At 60.8% G+C, this 19,807-nt stretch carries 22 protein-coding genes; 4 read left to right on the forward strand and 18 right to left on the reverse strand.

The annotated features are described in order from the left end of the window. Positions 1-76 precede the first annotated feature (76 nt). Complete coding sequence (locus tag HX815_RS30270) at positions 77-859, reverse strand: class I SAM-dependent methyltransferase (RefSeq protein ID WP_003219204.1); 783 nt, start codon at positions 857-859, stop codon at positions 77-79. 96 nt (positions 860-955) lie between these two features. Between HX815_RS30270 and HX815_RS30275 the strand changes: the two genes are divergently transcribed. Then, positions 956-1,576 carry an energy transducer TonB gene (locus HX815_RS30275; RefSeq protein WP_102368219.1) on the forward strand — a complete coding sequence of 207 codons (621 nt, stop codon included), beginning with the start codon at positions 956-958 and terminating at the stop codon, positions 1,574-1,576. A gap of 3 nt (positions 1,577-1,579) precedes the next feature. Here the strand turns inward: HX815_RS30275 and HX815_RS30280 are convergent, their stop codons facing one another. The 7 genes from HX815_RS30280 to ppc form a co-directional block, all read right to left on the reverse strand. Further along, positions 1,580-2,278 (reverse strand): extensin family protein, encoded by a 699-nt coding sequence (locus HX815_RS30280; protein ID WP_177029428.1) that lies wholly within the window; start codon positions 2,276-2,278, stop codon positions 1,580-1,582. A 3-nt stretch (positions 2,279-2,281) separates the two neighbouring features. Next, positions 2,282-3,109, reverse strand: a complete 828-nt coding sequence (locus HX815_RS30285; protein WP_177029429.1) for an oxaloacetate decarboxylase — start codon at positions 3,107-3,109, stop codon at positions 2,282-2,284. Between the two features lie 27 nt (positions 3,110-3,136). Continuing rightward, a complete protein-coding gene (locus HX815_RS30290; RefSeq protein WP_177029430.1) occupies positions 3,137-3,997 on the reverse strand; it encodes a DUF72 domain-containing protein in 861 nt (286 codons plus the stop codon). Next, a complete protein-coding gene (locus tag HX815_RS30295) occupies positions 3,997-4,308 on the reverse strand; it encodes a hypothetical protein (RefSeq protein ID WP_003219213.1) in 312 nt (103 codons plus the stop codon). The genes HX815_RS30290 and HX815_RS30295 overlap by 1 nt, the downstream gene beginning before the upstream one ends. A 160-nt stretch (positions 4,309-4,468) precedes the next feature. Further along, a complete protein-coding gene (gene tsaB, locus HX815_RS30300) occupies positions 4,469-5,155 on the reverse strand; it encodes a tRNA (adenosine(37)-N6)-threonylcarbamoyltransferase complex dimerization subunit type 1 TsaB (RefSeq protein WP_177029431.1) in 687 nt (228 codons plus the stop codon). A gap of 89 nt (positions 5,156-5,244) precedes the next feature. Next, positions 5,245-5,892, reverse strand: a complete 648-nt coding sequence (gene adk, locus HX815_RS30305) for an adenylate kinase (protein ID WP_008431098.1) — start codon at positions 5,890-5,892, stop codon at positions 5,245-5,247. 268 nt (positions 5,893-6,160) lie between these two features. Further along, the gene (ppc, locus tag HX815_RS30310; protein ID WP_177029432.1) at positions 6,161-8,806 is read right to left on the reverse strand and encodes a phosphoenolpyruvate carboxylase; all 2,646 of its coding nucleotides are present in this window, start codon (positions 8,804-8,806) and stop codon (positions 6,161-6,163) included. A gap of 187 nt (positions 8,807-8,993) precedes the next feature. On the opposite strand from ppc, the gene HX815_RS30315 reads away from it, so the two are divergent. From HX815_RS30315 to HX815_RS30325, 3 genes are all read left to right on the forward strand, one after another. Continuing rightward, positions 8,994-9,338: a hypothetical protein gene (locus tag HX815_RS30315; RefSeq protein ID WP_003219222.1), complete on the forward strand. Its 345-nt coding sequence runs from the start codon at positions 8,994-8,996 to the stop codon at positions 9,336-9,338. A gap of 284 nt (positions 9,339-9,622) precedes the next feature. Continuing rightward, positions 9,623-10,051: a DUF4398 domain-containing protein gene (locus tag HX815_RS30320; RefSeq protein WP_003219226.1), complete on the forward strand. Its 429-nt coding sequence runs from the start codon at positions 9,623-9,625 to the stop codon at positions 10,049-10,051. A gap of 55 nt (positions 10,052-10,106) precedes the next feature. Beyond that, positions 10,107-10,892, forward strand: a complete 786-nt coding sequence (locus HX815_RS30325; RefSeq protein WP_003219227.1) for an OmpA family protein — start codon at positions 10,107-10,109, stop codon at positions 10,890-10,892. A 28-nt stretch (positions 10,893-10,920) separates the two neighbouring features. Here the strand turns inward: HX815_RS30325 and HX815_RS30330 are convergent, their stop codons facing one another. The 10 genes from HX815_RS30330 to HX815_RS30375 all read right to left on the reverse strand — a co-directional run bounded on the left by HX815_RS30330 (position 10,921) and on the right by HX815_RS30375 (position 19,790). Continuing rightward, entirely contained in the window at positions 10,921-11,154 is a 234-nt protein-coding gene (locus tag HX815_RS30330) for a hypothetical protein (protein WP_008431103.1), read from the reverse strand. A 209-nt stretch (positions 11,155-11,363) separates the two neighbouring features. After that, entirely contained in the window at positions 11,364-11,618 is a 255-nt protein-coding gene (locus tag HX815_RS30335) for a FlxA-like family protein (protein ID WP_177029433.1), read from the reverse strand. Between the two features lie 112 nt (positions 11,619-11,730). Beyond that, complete coding sequence (locus tag HX815_RS30340) at positions 11,731-12,057, reverse strand: hypothetical protein (RefSeq protein WP_003219233.1); 327 nt, start codon at positions 12,055-12,057, stop codon at positions 11,731-11,733. Continuing rightward, positions 12,054-12,959: an alpha/beta hydrolase gene (locus HX815_RS30345; RefSeq protein ID WP_032898691.1), complete on the reverse strand. Its 906-nt coding sequence runs from the start codon at positions 12,957-12,959 to the stop codon at positions 12,054-12,056. The genes HX815_RS30340 and HX815_RS30345 overlap by 4 nt, the downstream gene beginning before the upstream one ends. A gap of 172 nt (positions 12,960-13,131) precedes the next feature. Beyond that, entirely contained in the window at positions 13,132-14,409 is a 1,278-nt protein-coding gene (locus HX815_RS30350; RefSeq protein ID WP_003219237.1) for a flavohemoglobin expression-modulating QEGLA motif protein, read from the reverse strand. A 21-nt stretch (positions 14,410-14,430) separates the two neighbouring features. Beyond that, positions 14,431-14,979 (reverse strand): hypothetical protein, encoded by a 549-nt coding sequence (locus tag HX815_RS30355; protein WP_003219239.1) that lies wholly within the window; start codon positions 14,977-14,979, stop codon positions 14,431-14,433. A 16-nt stretch (positions 14,980-14,995) separates the two neighbouring features. Then, a complete protein-coding gene (locus HX815_RS30360; RefSeq protein ID WP_023659125.1) occupies positions 14,996-15,712 on the reverse strand; it encodes a TetR/AcrR family transcriptional regulator in 717 nt (238 codons plus the stop codon). 152 nt (positions 15,713-15,864) lie between these two features. Then, positions 15,865-17,367 (reverse strand): lysine--tRNA ligase, encoded by a 1,503-nt coding sequence (gene lysS, locus HX815_RS30365; RefSeq protein ID WP_003219243.1) that lies wholly within the window; start codon positions 17,365-17,367, stop codon positions 15,865-15,867. 78 nt (positions 17,368-17,445) lie between these two features. After that, positions 17,446-18,541, reverse strand: a protein-coding gene (gene prfB, locus HX815_RS30370; protein ID WP_096236834.1) for a peptide chain release factor 2 whose coding sequence is annotated in 2 segments (ribosomal slippage) — positions 17,446-18,468 and positions 18,470-18,541 — 1,095 coding nt in all. Because the reading frame shifts where the segments join, the coding sequence is not laid out codon by codon here. A 247-nt stretch (positions 18,542-18,788) separates the two neighbouring features. Beyond that, positions 18,789-19,790 carry a diguanylate cyclase gene (locus HX815_RS30375; protein ID WP_003219248.1) on the reverse strand — a complete coding sequence of 334 codons (1,002 nt, stop codon included), beginning with the start codon at positions 19,788-19,790 and terminating at the stop codon, positions 18,789-18,791. Positions 19,791-19,807 lie beyond the last annotated feature (17 nt).

Here is a 19,807-nt window from a genome sequence, read left to right on the forward strand (position 1 = left end):
GCTTTTCCAAAGTGAGTCGCTGTAAGAGCGAAACCATAAGCAGCCGTTACCTAAATAACGGATATGTACTCAACCCTCAGGACTTCAGCGCCTTCTTAGGATAAATGTCATACCGACTGGACTTCCCATCCAACGCATGACTCGGCTTAACCCCCTCAATACAAGGCGCCTTACGCGGCCGCTTGACCACCACCCGATGACTGGCCAAAGCCAACGCCGCCGCCAACAACGCCGGCGCATCCGGATCATCCCCCACCAGCGGCCGAAACAACCTCATCTCCTTCTTCACCAACGCCGTCTTCTCCCGATGCGGAAACATCGGATCCAGATAAATCACCTGAGGCGGCTCCCCCTCCCAATCGCGCATCACCTCAATGGAGTTGCCCTTGAGCAACCTCATCCGCGCCACAATCGGCGCCACCTCAAAATCCTCTGCACCTCGCGCCAAGCCATCTTCCAGCAACGCCCCAATCAACGGCTGGCGTTCAATCAGGCTCATCTCGCAACCCAGGCTGGCCAACACAAATGCATCCTTTCCCAACCCAGCGGTAGCATCCAGCACCCTGGGCCGCACGCCCTGCGCCACACCCACCGCCTTGGCAATCATTTGCCCGCTGCCGCCGCCATACAGACGCCGGTGCGCCGCCCCACCCTCCACAAAATCCACCCGCACCGGCCCCGGCGCCTCAGGCCCCAGCTGTTGCAACTGCAGCCCCTGCTCCCCCACCTGCAAGGCAAAGTCCGCCTCATCCAGTTGCAAAGGCAACCCCAGCTGCTCGGCCCAGTGCTGCGCACGCGCCTGAAAACCTTCGGCCAAGGCCTCGACCCGAATGCGGCTGGCCGCTGGTTGTTCGCTCATCGGTGACTACGCTCAAAAATATTAAGGATCGGCAAAAAGCGGCCGATAAAAAAAAGGATCAGGCATTTTGCCAGAGCTGAGCGACGATCGAGAGAAATGTCAGACATTCCTTCGCTATTCACCGGTGTACTGCCGACCCACAACCACTTCGGCCTGCGCAATACCCAAGCGCTGGCCGGCGTCAGTCATGTGTGGCAGGACTTCTTCGCCCAGGCGTTGGCCGAACAGCTCGGCGACACGCCGGGCGCGCTCGCCAAGTCGGTGGCGAAACCTGTGGACCCGGCGGTAGAACCCAGCGAAGGCAGTGACCTGCTGTCGCAGATCGTCACCCAGCGCGCCTGTGATGTGACAGACACCGAGATCGCCCCGCCCGAGCCGCTGTTCCTGCCCATCGCCGAATTCGAACTGGAACTGCTGCCACCGGCCCCGCCACCGTACCCGGCGGAAGAAGTGGTCGCCCAGCAAAAGCAGCAAAACTTCGAAAGCGCCTGGGTGCGCCCGATCGTCCTGGCCGCCGGCCAACCGCTGCCCGAACCGGGTCCCGCGCCGCAACCACGCCCGCTGCATTTGCCGATCGCCGAATTCGAACTGGACCTGCTGCCACCACCACCGCCACCGTTCCCGGCAGAAGAGCTGGTTGAGCAACAGAAAGCCCTGGATTTCGACAGCCGCTGGGCGCGTCCGCTGATCCTGCACAACCTGCGCCTGGCCGCCTGACCCTCAGCGACACACCCACCACCGACCCATGTCCAGATGAAAGTGATTACGGTGGGCGGCGTTGTAATCCGGGCTCAACACCACATTGAAATCCTTGCAGGCGCCGTTGCGCACTTGCCGCAGGAAGCGCGCACGCTCGCCGTCACCCGGCCAATCCTTGAGCACACTGATGGTGCGCCCGTCCGCCAGGCGAAACCCGGCGATATCCACAGCATTGGCCGACGCATGCTGGCTGAGTCGTCCGTTGGCGCGGTTGTAGATATTGCGACAGGCAAAGCTGCCCAGGTGATCGACCCGCGTCACTGCCTGGCCAAACACCGCCTGGGCCGCTGGTTGCAGGCTATGGCGCTCGAACAGGGCGAACGCCACGGCCAGCGGGCAACTGGCGAGAAAGCTGCTGCTCAAGCCGACATCAGCGCCTTGGACCCGCAATGTATTGCGCAGCGGGCAAGCCGCGTCGGCAGGGCTGTCCGCCTGATGGGCGACCCGCAGCCCGGAGGTCTTCAGCACTTGGTCACATAGGGCAGGATCATCCTGCAAACGCCCAAGCTTGAATCGGGTCAGCAGGTTCGGGCTTGCCCGCACGTCCAGCGGCGCCCACGGGTTCCACTCATCGGGCAGCGGCACCCAGCCCCGCCACACGCCAACCAACACACCACCTGCCAACACCAGCAGCACGCCCAGCACCTTGAAGAAACGCACGCCTCAGCCCTTGAACAGTTGATTGGCCTGGTTGAACGGCATCGAGCGCTCAGTGAAGGTAAACGTGCCCGACTCATGAACCTCCTGGGCCGCCCTGAAGAACTCGCCATAAGCCGCCAGGGCCATGGCCGAGCCGACGCTGATGCGCTTGACGCCCATCTCGCTCAACTGCGCCACGCTGAGTTTCAGGGCGCCTGACATCAAGATATTCACGGGCTTGGGTGCAACCGCCTTCACCACCGCCAATACTTCCTCGGCACTGCGCAGGGCCGGTGCATAGAGCACGTCGGCGCCAGCTTCGGCGTAGGCCTGCAGGCGGCGAATGGTGTCGGGCAAATCCAGCCGGCCATGCAGGAGGTTTTCCGCGCGGGCGGTCAGGGTGAAGGGGAATGGCAAACTGCGGGCAGCGGCGACTGCGGCTTCGACGCGCTCCACGGAAAGGTCAAAGGGATAGATCGGGTCGACGGCAATTCCGGTGGCGTCTTCGATGGAGCCACCGACAATCCCAGTCGCTGCCGCCCGCAGGATAGTCTCGGCGCAGCCTTCAGGGGTGTCACTGAAGCAGTTTTCCAGGTCGGCGGCGACGGGCAGCGAGGTCGCCTGGACGATCGCCCCGGCATTGCCCAAGGTGTCTTCCAGGGACAACGCACCTTCGGCATCCGGGCGGCCGAGGCTGAAGGCAAAGCCGGCGCTGGTGGTGGCCAGGGCTTCAAACCCCAGGCTGGCGAGCATTTTTGCGGAGCCGGCATCCCATGGATTGGGCATCACGAACGCGCGGTCACGCTCATGCAGGGCCTTGAAGGTTTCGGCGCGAAGGGTTTGGGCATCCATGACTGACTCCTGTCGGGAAAAGGAGCCTTAGAGTAACCCCAGTTGCTCCGCTTCGGGTTCTCGATGAATCTGCGGTAAGGCCGGCAAGCCGGGCAAACGCACCATCAGCTTTTCGTGAAAGCGCAAAGCCAGTTGGGCGGCCAGGCGATTGTCAGAGGTGTGGAGAAAGACATAGGGCGTGCGACCCTCTTCGATCCAGCCGGCAACCTTTTCAATCCAGGGCATCAGGAACGGATCATTGGCTTCCAACTCCGGATGGCCGATAAAGCGCACTTGCGGAAACTGCGTCAGCGCCGCCGGGCGAGGCGGCACCTTGGGCTTTTTCGATTGGGCATGCAGCACGGCTGCCGAGGTGGAGGTGCAACTGAACAACGCACGCGGGTCCAGGCAGATGCGCTCGACTCCGCGGTCGCGCAGCAAGCGGTTGAGACTGCGCTCGGCGTCGCCCTTGGCGAAGAATTCCGAGTGACGCACCTCCACCGCCAACGGTCGCTCCAGCCCGTCGATAAACCCGGCCAACTCACCCAGGCGCTGCGGGGTAAAACTGGCCGGCAGCTGCAGCCACAACGGCGAAATACGCTCGCCCAACGGGCTCATCAACCCCAGGAAACTTTCCGCCGCCGGCAACTGCTCGATCAGGTTGCCGCTGTGGCTGATATCCCCCGGAAACTTGGCCGTGAAGCGAAAATGCTCGGGCATGATTTCAGCCCAGCGCTGCACGGTAGCGACGGAAGGACGGGCGTAGAACGTGGTGTTGCCCTCGACGGCGTTGAAGACCTGGGAATACAGGGCAAGGTAATCGCTGGAGCGGGCGTCGGCGGGATACAGGTATTCGCGCCAGGCGTTTTCACTCCAGGACGGACAACCGAGGTAGTAAGGCAACAGCATCAGATATGGATATCGAGGCCCAGCACTTCCATATCCCATTCGACAAAGCCGGCAGTGGTCAGGTAGCTGGCCAGGGCATTGGCGACGTTTTTGCTCATGGAGCGCGGGAAGATCATGTCTTGCTGGCGGGCAGGAACGCCGCTGGTGCGTGCACCGCCGGAACCCTGGGAACGGGTTGAAACAGCAGTGTTGTCAGACTGGATTTCAACAAAATCGGGCGAGTCTTCGACGGAGTCGTCTACCGTCACGTTCGCCTTGCGAGGCTTACGCTTGAGGGGGTAGGACTGTGATGAAAAGCCGTCTATGCGCATACATGCGAACTCGGTATCGGTGATGGCATTTTAGTGGCGCTTTCCATGGCGCGCAAATGCTCTGGTGATAACTAGAACACATAATTGGTAAAAGGTTTAAAAGCGCGGGCAAATTCTGACGATTGGCTATTTTTGTCTGAAATTGCCCGCACTTTTGACGTCAAATAATCCCGCGTTCAGCCTTGGTCTGCGCCACTTTATCCCGCAGGTACACGGGCGCCGCCTGGTCCGCCGGAATCGCCTCGCCTCGCTCCCAGGCAAAGCGTGCCAGGGCCAGCAGGTCTTCGGCGTGGGGCAGCATCCCGGCATCCTGGCCGGCAAGCGTCACGCCAATGCGCTCGCCGTAGCCCCAGCCGGTGCCGGCACCGAACCAGTCGCCGCTGGCATCGCCCGGCAAGGCCGCCGCTTCAGGTGGCAGCACGGCTTCAGCGCCGATCAGGCGCATCTCGCCAGCTGTTTCGCGGTAGCAGCCCCAATACACTTCGTCCATGCGCGCATCGATGGCCGCCGCGACCTGGTTGGCGCCGTGTTCGCGAAATGCCCGCTGCGCCAGCACCGCCAGGTTGGACACCGGCAACACCGGACGCTCCAGCGCAAACGCCAACCCCTGGACCACACCGATAGCGATGCGCACGCCGGTGAACGCGCCCGGGCCGCGCCCGAATGCGATGGCGTCCACTGCCGACAAGGTGGTGCCCGCGTCCAGCAGCAATTGCTTGATCATCGGCAACAGCTTCTGCGCGTGCAGGCGCGGGATCACCTCGTAGTGGCTCGTAACCTTGCCATCGTGCAGCAGGGCAACGGAGCAAGCTTCAGTCGCGGTGTCCAGGGCCAGCAAGGTGCTCATCGGTGTATGCATCCACGTTGAAAAAAAGTGCGTCAGTATAAACAACAACGGCCCGCAAGCGGGCCGTTGTCAATCAAGCGGATGAACGATCAGATCAGCGCTTCCAGTACTTTGCCAGTGATGGCTTCAACCGAACCCACACCTTCGATGTGGCTGTACTTCGGCTTGCCCTGGGCGGCCGAGAGTTTCTGGTAGAAGTCCACCAGCGGCTTGGTCTGGGAATGGTAGACCGACAGGCGATGACGCACGGTCTCTTCGGTGTCGTCCTTACGCTGCACCAGATCTTCGCCGGTAACATCGTCCTTGCCCGCGACTTTCGGCGGGTTGTAGACGATGTGGTAGACGCGGCCCGAGGCCTCGTGAACACGACGACCGGCAATACGCTGCACGATCTCTTCGTCTTCAACGGCGATTTCCACCACGTTGTCCAGCTCGACGCCGGCCTTCACCAGGGCTTCAGCCTGGGGAATGGTGCGCGGGAAGCCATCGAACAGGAAACCGTTCTTGCAGTCGTCCTGGCTGATGCGTTCCTTGACCAGGTTGATGATCAGGTCATCGGAGACCAGGCCTCCGCTGTCCATCACGCTCTTGGCGATCAGGCCCAGCTCGGTGCCAGCCTTGACGGCTGCGCGCAGCATGTCGCCGGTGGAGATTTGTGGAATGCCGAATTTTTCAGTGATGAACTTTGCCTGAGTACCTTTACCGGCCCCGGGAGCTCCCAGCAGAATGACGCGCATCGATGTGCTCCTCAATTTTTTATAGAGATGACGCTCGGATTCGCCGCGTGGGGCCAATCTCGGAAATTTTGGGTCCAGGCCGCACAAACGGCCAAAGGCTGATCAAGATACACAGCAGGCCCAAACCACACAAGCCGCCGAAAGTAGGAGAAACCCGCGCCGCGCTGGCTTTATAGGCAGGTACAACCCTGACAGCAAAACGCCGGTCGCCAATTTTACGGCGACCGGCGCGGGGTATCTGCAAGCTATTGAGAACACGCCATAAATGTCAGCCGGTGTTGCGCAAACCAGCGGCAATACCGGCCACAGACACCAGCAGCGCCTGTTCCAGAGGGCTGTCCTGTGCCGATTCCTGTTGCCGCGATCGGGCCAGCAATTCGGCCTGCAGCAGGTGCAACGGGTCCAGGTAGGTGTTGCGCAGGCGGATGAACTCCAGCGTATCGGGGCTGTGGGCCAGCAGCTGAGACTGGCCAGTCAGGCCAAGCACCACACTGCACGCCTGCGACAATAGGTCGCGTAAGTGCGCACCCAATGGCAGCAGATCGGGCTGCACCAATCGCTCGTCATACAGCCGGGCGATGTCGGCGTCGGCCTTGGCCAGCACCATTTCCAGCATATCGATGCGGGTACGAAAGAACGGCCACTGCTCGCGCATCTGCCCCAGCAACTCGCCTTCGCCACGCTCCAGGGCATTGTTCAACGCCGCTTCCCAGCCGAGCCAGGCGGGCAGCATCAGGCGTGTCTGGGTCCAGCCGAAGATCCACGGGATCGCCCGCAGGCTTTCAATGCCACCAGCCCGGCGCTTGGCCGGACGACTGCCCAGGGGCAAGCGACCCAACTCCTGCTCCGGCGTGGACTGGCGGAAATACTCGACGAATTGCGGATTTTCCCGCACCACGGCGCGGTAAGCACTGACACCGTCGGCGGCCAATTCGTCCATCAAGTGACGCCAGGCCGGTTCCGGTGGTGGCGGTGGCAGCAAGGTCGCCTCCAGCACCGCCGCCAGGTACAGGTTGAGGTTTTGCTCGGCGATGTCCGGCAGGCCGAACTTGAAGCGGATCATCTCGCCTTGTTCGGTAGTGCGGAAACGCCCCGCGACCGAACCCGGTGGCTGCGACAGAATCGCCGCGTGAGCCGGGCCGCCGCCACGGCCAACGGTGCCGCCGCGACCGTGGAACAGCAGCAGTTCGACTTGTTGTTCGCGGCAGATTTCCACCAACTGTTCCTGGGCCCGGTATTGCGCCCAGGCGGCGGCGGTAGTGCCCGCGTCCTTGGCAGAATCCGAGTAGCCGATCATGACTTCCTGCGGGCCTTGCAGACGGGCGCGATAACCCGGCAACAGCAGCAGTTTTTCGATCACCGGGCCTGCGTTGTCCAGGTCAGCCAGGGTCTCGAACAACGGCACTACCCGCATCGGCCGTTGTACGCCGGACTCCTTGAGCAGCAGTTGCACGGCCAATACATCCGACGCGGCGCCGGCCATGGAGATGACGTAGGAACCCAGGGATGCAGCCGGTGCGGCGGCGATTTCCTTGCAGGTGTTCAGCACTTCGGCGGTGTCTGCCGAGGGTTTGAAGTAACCCGGCAACAAGGGGCGACGGTTGACCAGTTCCTTCATCAGGAAGCTGATGCGCGCCTCTTCGTCCCAATCCTCGTACCGGCCAAGGCCCAGGTAGTCGGTGATTTCGGTCATGGCCGCGCAGTGGCGGGTGGAGTCCTGGCGCACGTCGAGGCGCACCAGGAACAAGCCAAACGTCACAGCCCGACGCAGGCAGTCCAGCAGCGGGCCGTCGGCAATCACACCCATGCCGCAGGTGTGCAGCGACTCGTAGCACAATTGCAAAGGCTCGAGCAGGTCGCGGTTGTTTTGCAGCACATCGGCGGGCGCCGGCGTGGTGCTGGTCAACGAGGTGTGGGCCCATTGGCGTGTGGCGCGCAGCCGCTCACGCAATTGCTTGAGCAATGCCCGGTAAGGTTCGACGCTGTCACCCACCTTGGCCTGCAATGCCGGGCTGGCTTGTTGCATCGACAGCTCGGAGGCCAGGTGATCGATATCGCGCAGGTACAGGTCAGCGGCCATCCAGCGCGCGAGCAGCAACACTTCGCGGGTGACCGGGGCGGTGACGTTGGGGTTGCCGTCGCGGTCGCCGCCCATCCAGGAAGCAAAGCGAATCGGCGCGGCCTCCAGAGGCAGGCGCAGGCCGGTAGCCGCGTGCAAGGCGTGATCGGCCTTGCGCAAATAATTCGGGATGGCGTGCCACAACGAATGCTCGATCACCGCAAAGCCCCACTTGGCTTCGTCTACCGGCGTGGGCCGGGTGCGGCGGATTTCTTCGGTGTGCCAAGCTTCGGCGATCAGGCGTTGCAGGCGATTGCGGATCTGCTCGCGCTCGGCGGTGGTGAGGTCGCGGTGATCCTGCAGGGCCAGTTGTGCGGCGATGGCGTCGTATTTCTGGATCAGGGTGCGGCGGGCGACTTCGGTGGGGTGAGCGGTGAGCACCAGTTCGATTTCCAACCGACCCAACTGGCGCGCCAGGGATTCGCTGCTGTGGCCTTCACTCTGCAGGCGCGCCAGCAGTTCCGGCAGCACCCGCGACTCGAACGGCGCCGGGGTTGATTCATCACGGCGGTGGATCAACTGATACTGTTCGGCGATATTGGCCAGGTTGAGAAACTGGTTGAAGGCCCGCGCCACCGGCAGCAGTTCGTCTTCCTTGAGTTGATTGAGGCTGGCACTCAGCTCTTCGCCGGCGACCTGCTCCGAGGCTGCGCCACGGCGGTCGGCCTTGGCGCCTTTACGGATCTGCTCGATCTTGTCGAGGAATTCATCGCCGTACTGTTCTCGAATCGTGTTGCCCAACAGTTCACCCAGCAGGTGAACATCCTCACGCAAACGTGCATCGATATCGCTCATCAGCCAATCTCCAGCAGAAAATCCGGGACGCTTTGATCTTCAAGAGTGCCGCCCACGGCGACGTCTTACAAGGAACTTTAAACCTTGTGAGTTGCAGCTAGTCTCAACAGTAAGCCGCAGCGTTATCCGCGCTGGCCGGCTGGTCACTCATCATCGCCCGCGTACCGTGGGCTCCATTGAGGTTGCCATGAAAATCCGAGAACTGGCCCAGCATTGGGAAGAAAACGCCAAGGGTCGCCTGACCAAAACCGAATACGCCATCCATCTGGACGTGGAAGCCGCCGCCAGGCTGGCGGCGATCTCCGAGATGTACCCCAAACGCCATACCGAAGAACTGCTCGGCGAGTTGATTGGCGCAGCCCTCGAAGAGCTGGAAGCGAGCTTTCCCTACATCAAGGGCAAGCAGGTGATTGCCACCGATGAGGAAGGCGATCCGCTGTATGAGGATGTCGGCCCAACCCCACGTTTTCTCAGCCTGTCACGGCGTTACCTGCACGATTTGTCAGCTCAGTCCGACAAGCAGAAACACTAGTAAACCTGCGCCTCAAAACCCTTAACCTCCCGTATTCAGGGCCTCCCACAGGCCCTGGATACCGCTGCGCCATGCAAAAGTTCCAACTTTTAAACGCTGACCGTTCAGTCAAATATTTTTTTAGGCAAATCGCCATCTTCGCTGAACTATTCAAAAAAGCCTCCGGTCACAGCCAGTAAGCCATCACTTGGAACAGCCGTTTGAATAGGCGTCCTGAGCTAACCGCCGGGCCCCGCAGACACTGCAAGCCGGAGATGGATTTGATGTTTTTCAGGAGTTACCTAATGGAGTTGAAGACGATGAAGACCAGCACTGCCAAAACCTCGTTTAACCACCTGCGCGGGCTTAAATTGGCCGCGCTGGCAATCGGCACCAGCTTCGTACTGGCTGGCTGCGCCGGCAACCCGCCGACCGAGCAATACGCTGTGACCCAATCTGCGGTGAACAGCGCTGTCAGCGCCGGCGGTACCGAGTTCGCAGCCGTGGAGATGAAGTCTGCCCAGGACAAACTGAAGCAAGCTGAAATCGCCATGCACGACAAGAACTACGACGAAGCCCGTCGCCTGGCCGAACAGTCCGAGTGGGACGCTCGCGTAGCAGAGCGTAAAGCCCAGGCTGCCAAGGCCGAACAGGCTGTGAAGGATTCCCAGAAAGCTGTTCAGGAGCTGCGTCAGGAAGGCATGCGCCCGGCTGTGATCCAGCCGCAACAATAAGCCGCCGCCCCTGATTGCATTGCACCCGAAACCGAATTGAAAGGACGACACGACTATGCGTAAACAATTGATGATCCCTGCCCTGCTGGCGATGAGCGTTGCTCTGGCGGCTTGCTCCACCCCGCCGAACCAGAACCTGGAAAATGCTCGGACCAACTTCTCGGCCCTGCAAGCCAACCCGCAAGCCACCAAGGTAGCGGCGCTGGAAACCAAAGACGCCAGCGACTGGCTGGACAAGGCTGACAAGGCCTACCGCGACAAGGAAGACCAGAAGAAGGTCGACCAACTGGCCTACCTGACCAACCAGCGCGTTGAAGTGGCCAAGGACACCATCGTCCTGCGTGAGTCCGAAGCCAAGCTGAAAAACGCCGGTGACGAACGTGCCCGCGCCCTGCTGCAGGCCCGTGACGCTCAGATCAAGCAACTGCAAGACAGCTTGAACGCCAAGCAGACTGATCGCGGCACGCTGGTGACCTTTGGTGACGTGCTGTTCGCCACCAACAAGTCGGACCTCAAGTCCAGCGGCCTGGTGAACATCACCAAGCTGGCGCAGTTCCTGCGCGATAACCCGGACCGTAAAGTGATCGTCGAAGGCTACACCGACAGCACCGGTTCCGACTCGTACAACCAGAGCCTGTCCGAGCGCCGCGCCGCTTCCGTACAGCGCGCACTGGCCAACCAGGGTGTGGATATCTCGCGCATCGTGACCCAGGGCTATGGCAAGGAATACCCGGTTGCCGATAACGGCAGCGTTTCGGGCCGCGCCATGAACCGCCGCGTTGAAGTGACCATCTCCAACGACAACCAGCCGGTCAAGCCACGTTCTTCGATGGCCAACTGATCGATTGATGCTGGAAAAAAAACCCACGTTACTGTGGGTTTTTTTTCGGGTCGTCGAACCGGACAGGTCGGTTGGGATCCTCGGCTGGTAGCTCTATCTTCCCGCCGTAGCCATGTTCCGACAGCTTGTCGAGCAAGTGCTTGAGCTTATGATCCTCGGCGTCGAGCATTTCCAGCTTCTCGTGCCCCCTGAGCATGTTCACCATGTTGCTTATTGCAGCAATATCTATCGCCACCTTCTCGCCCCGACTCGTGTAAATCACATCGCTTCTGTGGTGCGTTACGCAATACGGTTCCAGATATTTCCATCATCAACTACGACTGCACCGGAGGGCCCAGCCCGCACACCACGCCGCCCGCTCCGTCGCTGAATGATCGTTTGAGGCCGCATGAAAAATCCCGCCAAATGGCGGGATTCTTTTATTTGCAGGCCAGGAATCAAGAGGTCCCAGTGCGCTTCAAGAGCATCGGGTCAGTAGCTTACTGGCGCCGAGTTATCCTGCTCCGGAGCCGCCTGCCCTTTGAGTTGGGCCAGCTCCGCCTCGAGCCTCTTGAGCCTTTCCTCAAGGCTTTCTTCGCCCTGCGCGCCCTGTGCACCACCGCCTCCTTGGGCGATCTGGTTCTTCAACTTCTGAATATCTTGTTCCAATTGCTGAAGTCGCGAATCACCTCCCCCCGCACCGGCAGTGAATGGGGAAGACGAGTTGTTTACGCGAGGAATGTCCATTCAAGTGACTCCAAATTAAGTATCCGAGATAACCGATCCAGCGCTGCTGGCCAGTACGGAATCTGTGGCAATCCACTTAAAATGGTTCCAGACCTTTCCCACTTGACTCGCGCTACTGCTCCAATTGCGGCGTTTCCTGCCCCATGCAACGCACTGCCTGCTTCTTGCTGTTGACCAGTACGCCGGTCAGCCCTTTCTGTTCGGTATCAAACAGCACCAGTACGCCATCAACGCATTGCGCCACCTGGGCGGCCGGGGTCAGGGAGATTTTGTAATCCTCGCCCGGCACGGTCTTGAGCATGGTGAAGTCGCTGAGCAGCAACGCATCCTCGGGCTTGGCGAAGTGCAAATAGCCGTAGTACCACAGGCAGCCAACGGTACCGATGATGGTGCCGATGCCGGTGAGGATCAGGGGGATCATGTTGCGTTCTTCGCTCATTGCGGGTTCTCTGCGTTGGAATTCGGGGCCGCCGGGTAATTGGGGATTTCCCCCAGGCGGCGCAGCCCGTTGAAATGCTGGGGGTCGTCCAGGTAGCGCAGCATCACGGTTTGCCAGGTCTTGTCGGCAAAGGTTTGCACGTGGCCACCCCGGGTCAGTTGCAGCACCCGCGGTGGCGGCGCAGCCTGATACAGGCGAATGCCGTTGGAGAGCGGCACGATCGGGTCATCCAGGCTATGGAATAACAATTTCGGCACGCCGGTCAGCCGGGGCATGGCGTTGATCGCACTGTCGCCGTCCGGCACCAGCCACGACAACGGCACCTGGAACGGCCATGTTAGCCAGGAGGTGCTGAGGGCGAATTGTCCTACGTCACGATAACTGGCCGGCACACCGTCCAGTACCAGCGCCTTGAGCTGCGGCTGACGTTCGGGATGTTCCGCCAGGTAGTGCACCACTAGCGCGCCGCCCAGGCTTTGGCCCAGCACGATCAGTGGCTGGCCCTGGGTTTCGGGGGCGTTGTCGATCCACTTGAAAGCGGCGTCGATGTCCTGGTAAACCGCCGGCAGCGAAGGTTCGCCTTCGGACAGCCCGTAGCCGCGATAGTCCACCAACAGCACTTGATAGCCCTGCTCCGGCAGCCACCAGCTGCCGCCGAGGTGCCAGGCGAGATTGCCGCCATTGCCGTGCAGGTGCAGCACCGTGCCCTTGAGCGGCACGCCGGCCTTGGCCGGCAGCCACCAGGCGTGGAGCTTCAGGCCATCGGCGGTGGTCAATGTGACGTCACGGTATTGCAGGCGAGCCTTTTCCGGGGTGAACGGCATGCCGCGCTCCGGATAGAACAATAAGGAGCTGCAGCCGTTAAGGGTCAGTAGCAGGCAAAGAATGCCGAGGATTCTCATCCGTTGAAGCCTCGTGAATGGGTTGGGAACGATCCTGAAGACCTATGGAGATCAAAGGTGGAGCGGGCTTGCTCGCGAATGCGGTGATTCAGTAACCACATCTGTTGCTGATACACCGCATTCGCGAGCAAGCCCGCTCCCACATTTTGACTGAGTTCCTTCAGAGATATCGTTAAAGGATATTGGAGTAATCCGCCTCGATCCGGTCCAGGCTCAAATGGTTGAGGAAGTTGGAGAAACACATCCACGCCGCCAACGCATTCATGTCGCGGAACTGATCCGGCAGGTATTTGGGTGGCACCACCAGGCCTTCGTCCACCAGTTGGCGCAGGGTACGCATGTCTTCCAGGGTGGTCTTGCCGCAGAACAACAACGGCACTTGCTCCAGCTTGCCTTTGCGCACGGCCAACTGAATGTAGTTGTAAACCATGATAAAGCCCTTGAGGTAGGACAAATCCTTGGTAAACGGCAGACCCGTAGGCGTCGACCCACGGAAAACCCGGCTCGCATTGCCGTAGCTTTCCGCCATCTCAAAGCCCTGCTCACGGAAGAACTCGAACACCTGCAGGAAGTCGGCTCCCTGCTCCACCATATGAATGGCGCGAGTGCGGTTGGTCAGCTTGCGCAGGCGGCTGGGGTAGGAGGCGAAGGTGATGATTTCCATCAGGATCGCCAGGCCTTCCTGGGTCACGGTCGACGAGGGCGGGCCCTTGGACAGGAAGGTGCAGATCGGCTGGTTTTGCCCATTGAGGGTGGTGCCCACGTGCACCAGGCCTTCATGGACCTCCAGGGCGCGCACGTCGCGGTCGTTGAACATCGCGTCGGCGCGGATCTTGATGTAGTCGGCACCTGCCGCCGCATCCGCCACGATACCGTCGGACTCGAACACCCGGATGGTTTCCTCGGCCTCGCCGAATACCTTGTTCAGGCGGCTCTGCAGCAGGTTGACGGCGTCCTTGGCGGTCAGGGTCTTGGCTTCGTCCTTGAGGTCGCCACGGCCATCGATATTGTTCAGGTAGTCCGACATCATCAGGCCGAGGTCGGCCAGGGTCGGGTCACCGGCATGGAACGCATCGGAAGCGGCGCCGTACAGCTCCTGGGAGATCAGGCCGAAATCCTCGGTGCCCCGCGCTTCGAGCATGCGCACCACCATGCGGTATTCCTTGCACATGCGCCGCATGATCTGCCCGACCGGGTTGAACTGGCCAAGCTGGCGGGTGATGTCACGCTCGATGTTCTGGAACTCCAGCTTCACCGCGCTGGAATCGAACGACAGCGGCCGGGTCAGGTAGTAGTCGCGGTCCACCGCCGGCATTTCCTTGCCCTTGGCCTTGAGGAATCCCTGGCGAATATTCTCGTCCCACTTCACGGCGTCGAGGACGCGAATCGGTGTTTGCGCCAGCACAATGCGATCGGACAAGGCGCGTATCGTCTGCTGGTAATCGTCCACCCGGTACTTCCTCTTTAAACGTTATTTGCCTGCACGCTGGTAGCGCACGGCTTCGACGAACACATCGGCATTGGCCGGATCATCCAGGTACGCAAATACCCGGGCCATGGAACTGTCGATCAACACACCGGCACCCTCGACGGTTTCGACGGTGCTGCCACTCAGGACCTTCTGGCCGACCGCCTGGTGGACCTGATCCAGGTCGAGGTTGTAGACCACCAGCTCGTGCTCATCATTCAATTCGAACCCGGCGAGGATGTAATGCCCGCCGAACCTGGCCGGCAATGGCGCCGACAGATACCAGCGGCTGCCATGCCGGGAAACCGTGAACAGGTATTCATCCCGCTGGCCCGGCTTGGCCTTAGGGTAGCTCACGGCTTTGTAGCGGTGCTTACCGACGCGGCTGATTTGCAGGTTGAGCGGCTCACCCCAGGCATTTTTGCTGGCCCATTTGCCAAGCAGACCATCAGGCGCCGCCTCGCTGGCGGGCAACGGGTCCTTGAAGGTCACCAGGCAACCGCTGAGCAACAGGAACGACAAGGCGATCACGACGACGCGCCAGGCTTTCATTGGACAATCCCCTGTGTCAGACCGAAGCCAACACCAAATGCATGTAACGCTTGAGGATCTCAAGCATTTCTTCGCTGGTCAGAGGCTCTGCGCCGCCCAGCAGGCCCTGATATTCCATCCGACCGATAATCGCCGTCAACACTTTGGCATCCTGTTGCGGCTCGCGGGAACCCAATACCTGGAAAAACTGGCAAGTGCCCTGCAGCAGGATTTGCTGGTGGGAACGCACCAGCTCGGCCAGGCGCGGGTTCAGCAGCGCTTCCTGGCGAAACGCCTGCTCGGCCATCAGGTGCTCACGGCGGTTGAGCAATTGGCGTTGCACGTAATCGGCGGTCAGGCGCGCGATGTCATCGGCCAGTTGCGAGCGCGACTGCGGGCTGCCGTCGCCATAAGCCACCATCTCGCGCAGCAGGCCTTCATTACGCACCCACAACTTGCCCATGAACGCGGCGCTGCGCTCCACATATTGGGCGAAGGTGTCGGTGAGCAGGTCGTCGATGTCCTTGAAGTAATAGGTGGTGGCCGACAACGGCACACCGGCTTCCGCCGCCACCGCACGGTGACGCACGGCACGCACGCCTTCGCGTACCACGATGCGCATCGCTGCATCGAGAATGTCCTGCCTGCGCTGCTCACTGCCCCGGCGACTGGCCTTGCGGCCCTGGTACTGAACACTTTCAGCCACGGCAGCGGCAATGCCGGCGGCACCCTTTTGAGCCATTACGCGGTTCACGACGGATCTTCCTCCACAGTGTGACGCGGAGCGTCACGGGCTGCGTTCCCACGCAGAGCGTGGGAACGATCACCTGGCGCTGTTTACTTGACGCTTATAAACGCCACATAAAAAAGCCGCCTTATAAAAGGCGGCTTCGGATTTCGCTACGGTTACGCTTGTGGCCGCATGTGCGGGAACAAGATCACGTCACGGATCGACGGCGAGTTGGTCAACAACATCACCAACCGGTCGATGCCGATACCTTCACCGGCGGTAGGCGGCATGCCGTATTCCAGGGCGCGTACGAAGTCGGCGTCGTAGTGCATCGCCTCGTCGTCGCCAGCGTCCTTGTCGGCCACCTGGGCCATGAAGCGCTCGGCCTGGTCTTCGGCATCGTTCAGCTCGGAGTAGGCGTTGGCGATTTCACGGCCGCCGATGAACAGCTCGAAACGGTCGGTGACGTTCGGGTTGTCATCGTTGCGACGGGCCAGCGGCGACACTTCGAACGGGTACTGGGTAATGAAGTGCGGCTGCTCCAGCTTGTGCTCCACCAGCTCTTCGAAAATCATCACCTGCAATTTGCCCAGGCCTTCGAAGCCCAGCACCTTGGCGCCGGCTTTCTTGGCGATGGCGCGGGCCTTGTCGATGTCGTTCAGGTCATCGGCGGTCAGCTCAGGGTTGTACTTGAGGATCGAATCGAACACCGACAGGCGCACGAACGGCTCGCCGAAGTGGAACACCTTGTCGCCGTACGGCACGTCGGTGGTGCCCAGGACCAGTTGCGCCAGTTCGCGGAACAGTTCCTCGGTCAGGTCCATGTTGTCTTCGTAGTCGGCGTAGGCCTGGTAGAACTCCAACATGGTGAATTCAGGGTTGTGACGAGTCGAAACGCCTTCGTTACGGAAGTTGCGGTTGATCTCGAACACTTTTTCGAAGCCGCCAACAACAAGCCGCTTGAGGTACAGCTCAGGCGCAATACGCAGGAACATTTCCATGTCCAGCGCGTTGTGGTGGGTTTCGAACGGCTTGGCTGCGGCACCACCCGGGATGGTTTGCAGCATCGGCGTTTCAACTTCGAGGAAGTCGCGCTTCATCAGGAAGCTGCGGATGTGCGCAATAACCTGCGAACGCACGCGGAAGGTCTGGCGCACTTCTTCGTTGACGATCAGGTCAACGTAGCGCTGGCGATAGCGCTGCTCGGTGTCGGTCAGGCCGTGGTGCTTGTCCGGCAGCGGGCGCAGGGATTTGGTCAGCAGGCGCACGCTGGTCATTTCAACGTACAGGTCACCCTTGCCGGAACGCGCCAGGGTGCCTTCGGCGGCAATGATGTCGCCCATGTCCCAGGTTTTCACCGAGGCCAGGGTTTCTTCGGACAGGGTTTTACGGTTGACGTAGACCTGGATGCGACCGGTCATGTCCTGGATCACCATGAACGAGCCACGGTTGAGCATGATGCGACCGGCAACCTTGACCGGGATTGCAGCCTCTGCCAGCTCTTCCTTGGTCTTGTCCGCGTACTGTTTCTGCAAGGCATCGCAGTAGTTTTCGCGGCGGAAGTCGTTCGGGAAGGCATTGCCCTTGGCGCGCTCGGCAGCAAGCTTTTCCTTGCGCAGGGCGATCAGGGAGTTTTCTTCCTGTTGCAGGGCTTGCGGGTCGAGTTGTTGGTCGCTCATGTCTTTAAATTTTCCATCAGGTTCGTTGTCCCCGGCCTGCGGCCGGGGATCGCCGGCAAGCCGGCTCCTACAAAGGAGTTACAGGCCAGATTTCAGGCTGGCTTCCAGGTATTCGTCGATATCACCGTCGAGCACCTTGTCGCAGTCGCTGCGTTCAATGTTGGTACGCAGGTCCTTGATCCGCGACGCGTCGAGCACATACGAGCGGATCTGGTGACCCCAGCCGATATCCGACTTGGTGTCTTCCAGCGCCTGGGACGCGGCGTTGCGTTTCTGCATTTCCTGCTCGTACAACTTGGCCCGCAGCATTTTCATGGCGGTGTCCTTGTTCGCGTGCTGGGAACGTTCGTTCTGGCAGCTCACCACGGTATTGGTCGGTACGTGGGTAATACGTACGGCCGAGTCGGTGGTGTTTACGTGCTGGCCACCGGCACCGGAGGAACGGTAGGTGTCGATCCGCAGGTCTGCCGGGTTGATCTCGATTTCCACCTTGTCGTCGATCTCTGGCGAGACGAAAACGGCGGAGAACGACGTGTGGCGACGGTTGCCGGAGTCGAACGGGCTCTTGCGCACCAGGCGGTGTACGCCGATCTCGGTCCGCAGCCAGCCAAAGGCGTATTCGCCCTTGATGTGCACGGTCGCGCCCTTGATGCCGGCGACTTCACCGGCCGACAGTTCCATGATGGTCGCGTCGAAACCGCGTTTGTCGGCCCAGCGCAGGTACATGCGCAACAGGATGTTGGCCCAGTCCTGGGCTTCGGTGCCGCCAGAACCGGCCTGGATGTCCAGGTAGGCGTTGTTCGGGTCCATTTCATGGCTGAACATGCGGCGGAATTCGAGTTTGGCGAGGTTTTCCTCGAGACGGGCCAGCTCGGCGACGACATCGCCCACTGCGCCTTCGTCGTTTTCTTCGACGGCCATGTCCAGCAGGTCGCGGCAATCGCCCAGACCGGTGTTCAATTCGTCGAGGGTGTCGACGATCTGCGCCAGCGCAGCGCGCTCGCGGCCCAGTTCCTGGGCATATTCAGGTTTGTTCCAGACAGCCGGATCTTCAAGCTCGCGATTGACTTCGGTCAGACGCTCATGCTTTTGATCGTAGTCAAAGATACCCCCGAATAGTTTCGGAGCGCTCGGACAGGTCCTTGATGGTGTTAAGGATCGGGTTGATTTCCATGGCGGGCAGCACTCGTTGGCGAACTTTTGAAAGCCGACGAGTATAACGACAAACGGCTGATAACGGCAGTCCGCTTGGCCGAAAAGGCGGGGATATGCACCATCCAGACAGCGATGAAGATCAAATGTGGGAGCGGGCTTGCTCGCGAATGCGGTGGTTCAGTCGCCAGATGCATTGACTGACACACCGCATTCGCGAGCAAGCCCGCTCCCACATTAGGTCTGCGACATCCCGCAGACCGTATTCCCTACTCGATCCCCACCTGATTGCGCCCATTGTGCTTGGCCAGGTACAGGCCCTTGTCCGCCGCCGAGATCAATTGCCGGCAATCGGTGCCCTGCACCGGGGTCATGGTCGCCAAGCCGATACTGATGGTCAGGCTCGCCCCTTCTGCCGGGGCAATGTGCGGGATTTTCAGGCTCGCCACCGCCTGGCGCAGCTTCTCGGCCACCAGCCGTGCCCCACCCGGCGAGGTATTGGGCAGCACCAGGGCAAACTCTTCACCGCCATAACGCGCCGGCAAATCCGAAGGACGGCTGCTGGCATCACGAATGGTCGCCGCCACCTTGCGCAACGCCTCGTCGCCTTCCAGGTGGCCGAAACTGTCGTTGTAGGTCTTGAAGAAGTCCACGTCGATCATCAGCAGCGACAGTTGGGTCTGGTCACGCATGGCGCGGCGCCATTCCAGTTCCAGGTATTCGTCGAAATGCCGGCGATTGGACAGCCCGGTCAGGCCGTCGGAGTTCATCAGCCGTTGCAGCACCAGGTTGGTGTCCAGCAACTGCTGTTGGCTGACCCGCAGCGCCCGGTAGGCCGCGTCCCGTTGCAACAGGGTCATGTAGGAGCGCGAGTGATAGCGGATGCGCGCCACCAGTTCGATGTTATCGGGCAGCTTGACCAGGTAATCGTTGGCCCCGGCAGCAAACGCCGCGCTCTTGATCAGCGGGTCTTCCTTGGTGGAAAGCACGATGATCGGGATGTTCTGCGTCGCCGGGTGATTACGGTATTCGCGCACCAGGGTCAGGCCATCGAGACCCGGCATCACCAGGTCCTGCAGGATCACCGTCGGCTTGATACGGATCGCCTGGGCAATGGCCTGGTGCGGGTCGGCGCAAAAGTGGAAGTCGATATTGTCTTCATGGGCCAGGCCCCGGCGTACGGCCTCGCCGATCATCGCCTGGTCGTCGACGAGCAGCACCATGGCGGCGTTTTCGTCGGTCTTGAAGTCGTCGAGCTGCAAATCATTCATTTACGGTCACCTGAATT

The sequence above is a fragment of the Pseudomonas sp. E6002 genome (genome assembly GCF_013385565.1).
GTDB lineage: Bacteria > Pseudomonadota > Gammaproteobacteria > Pseudomonadales > Pseudomonadaceae > Aquipseudomonas.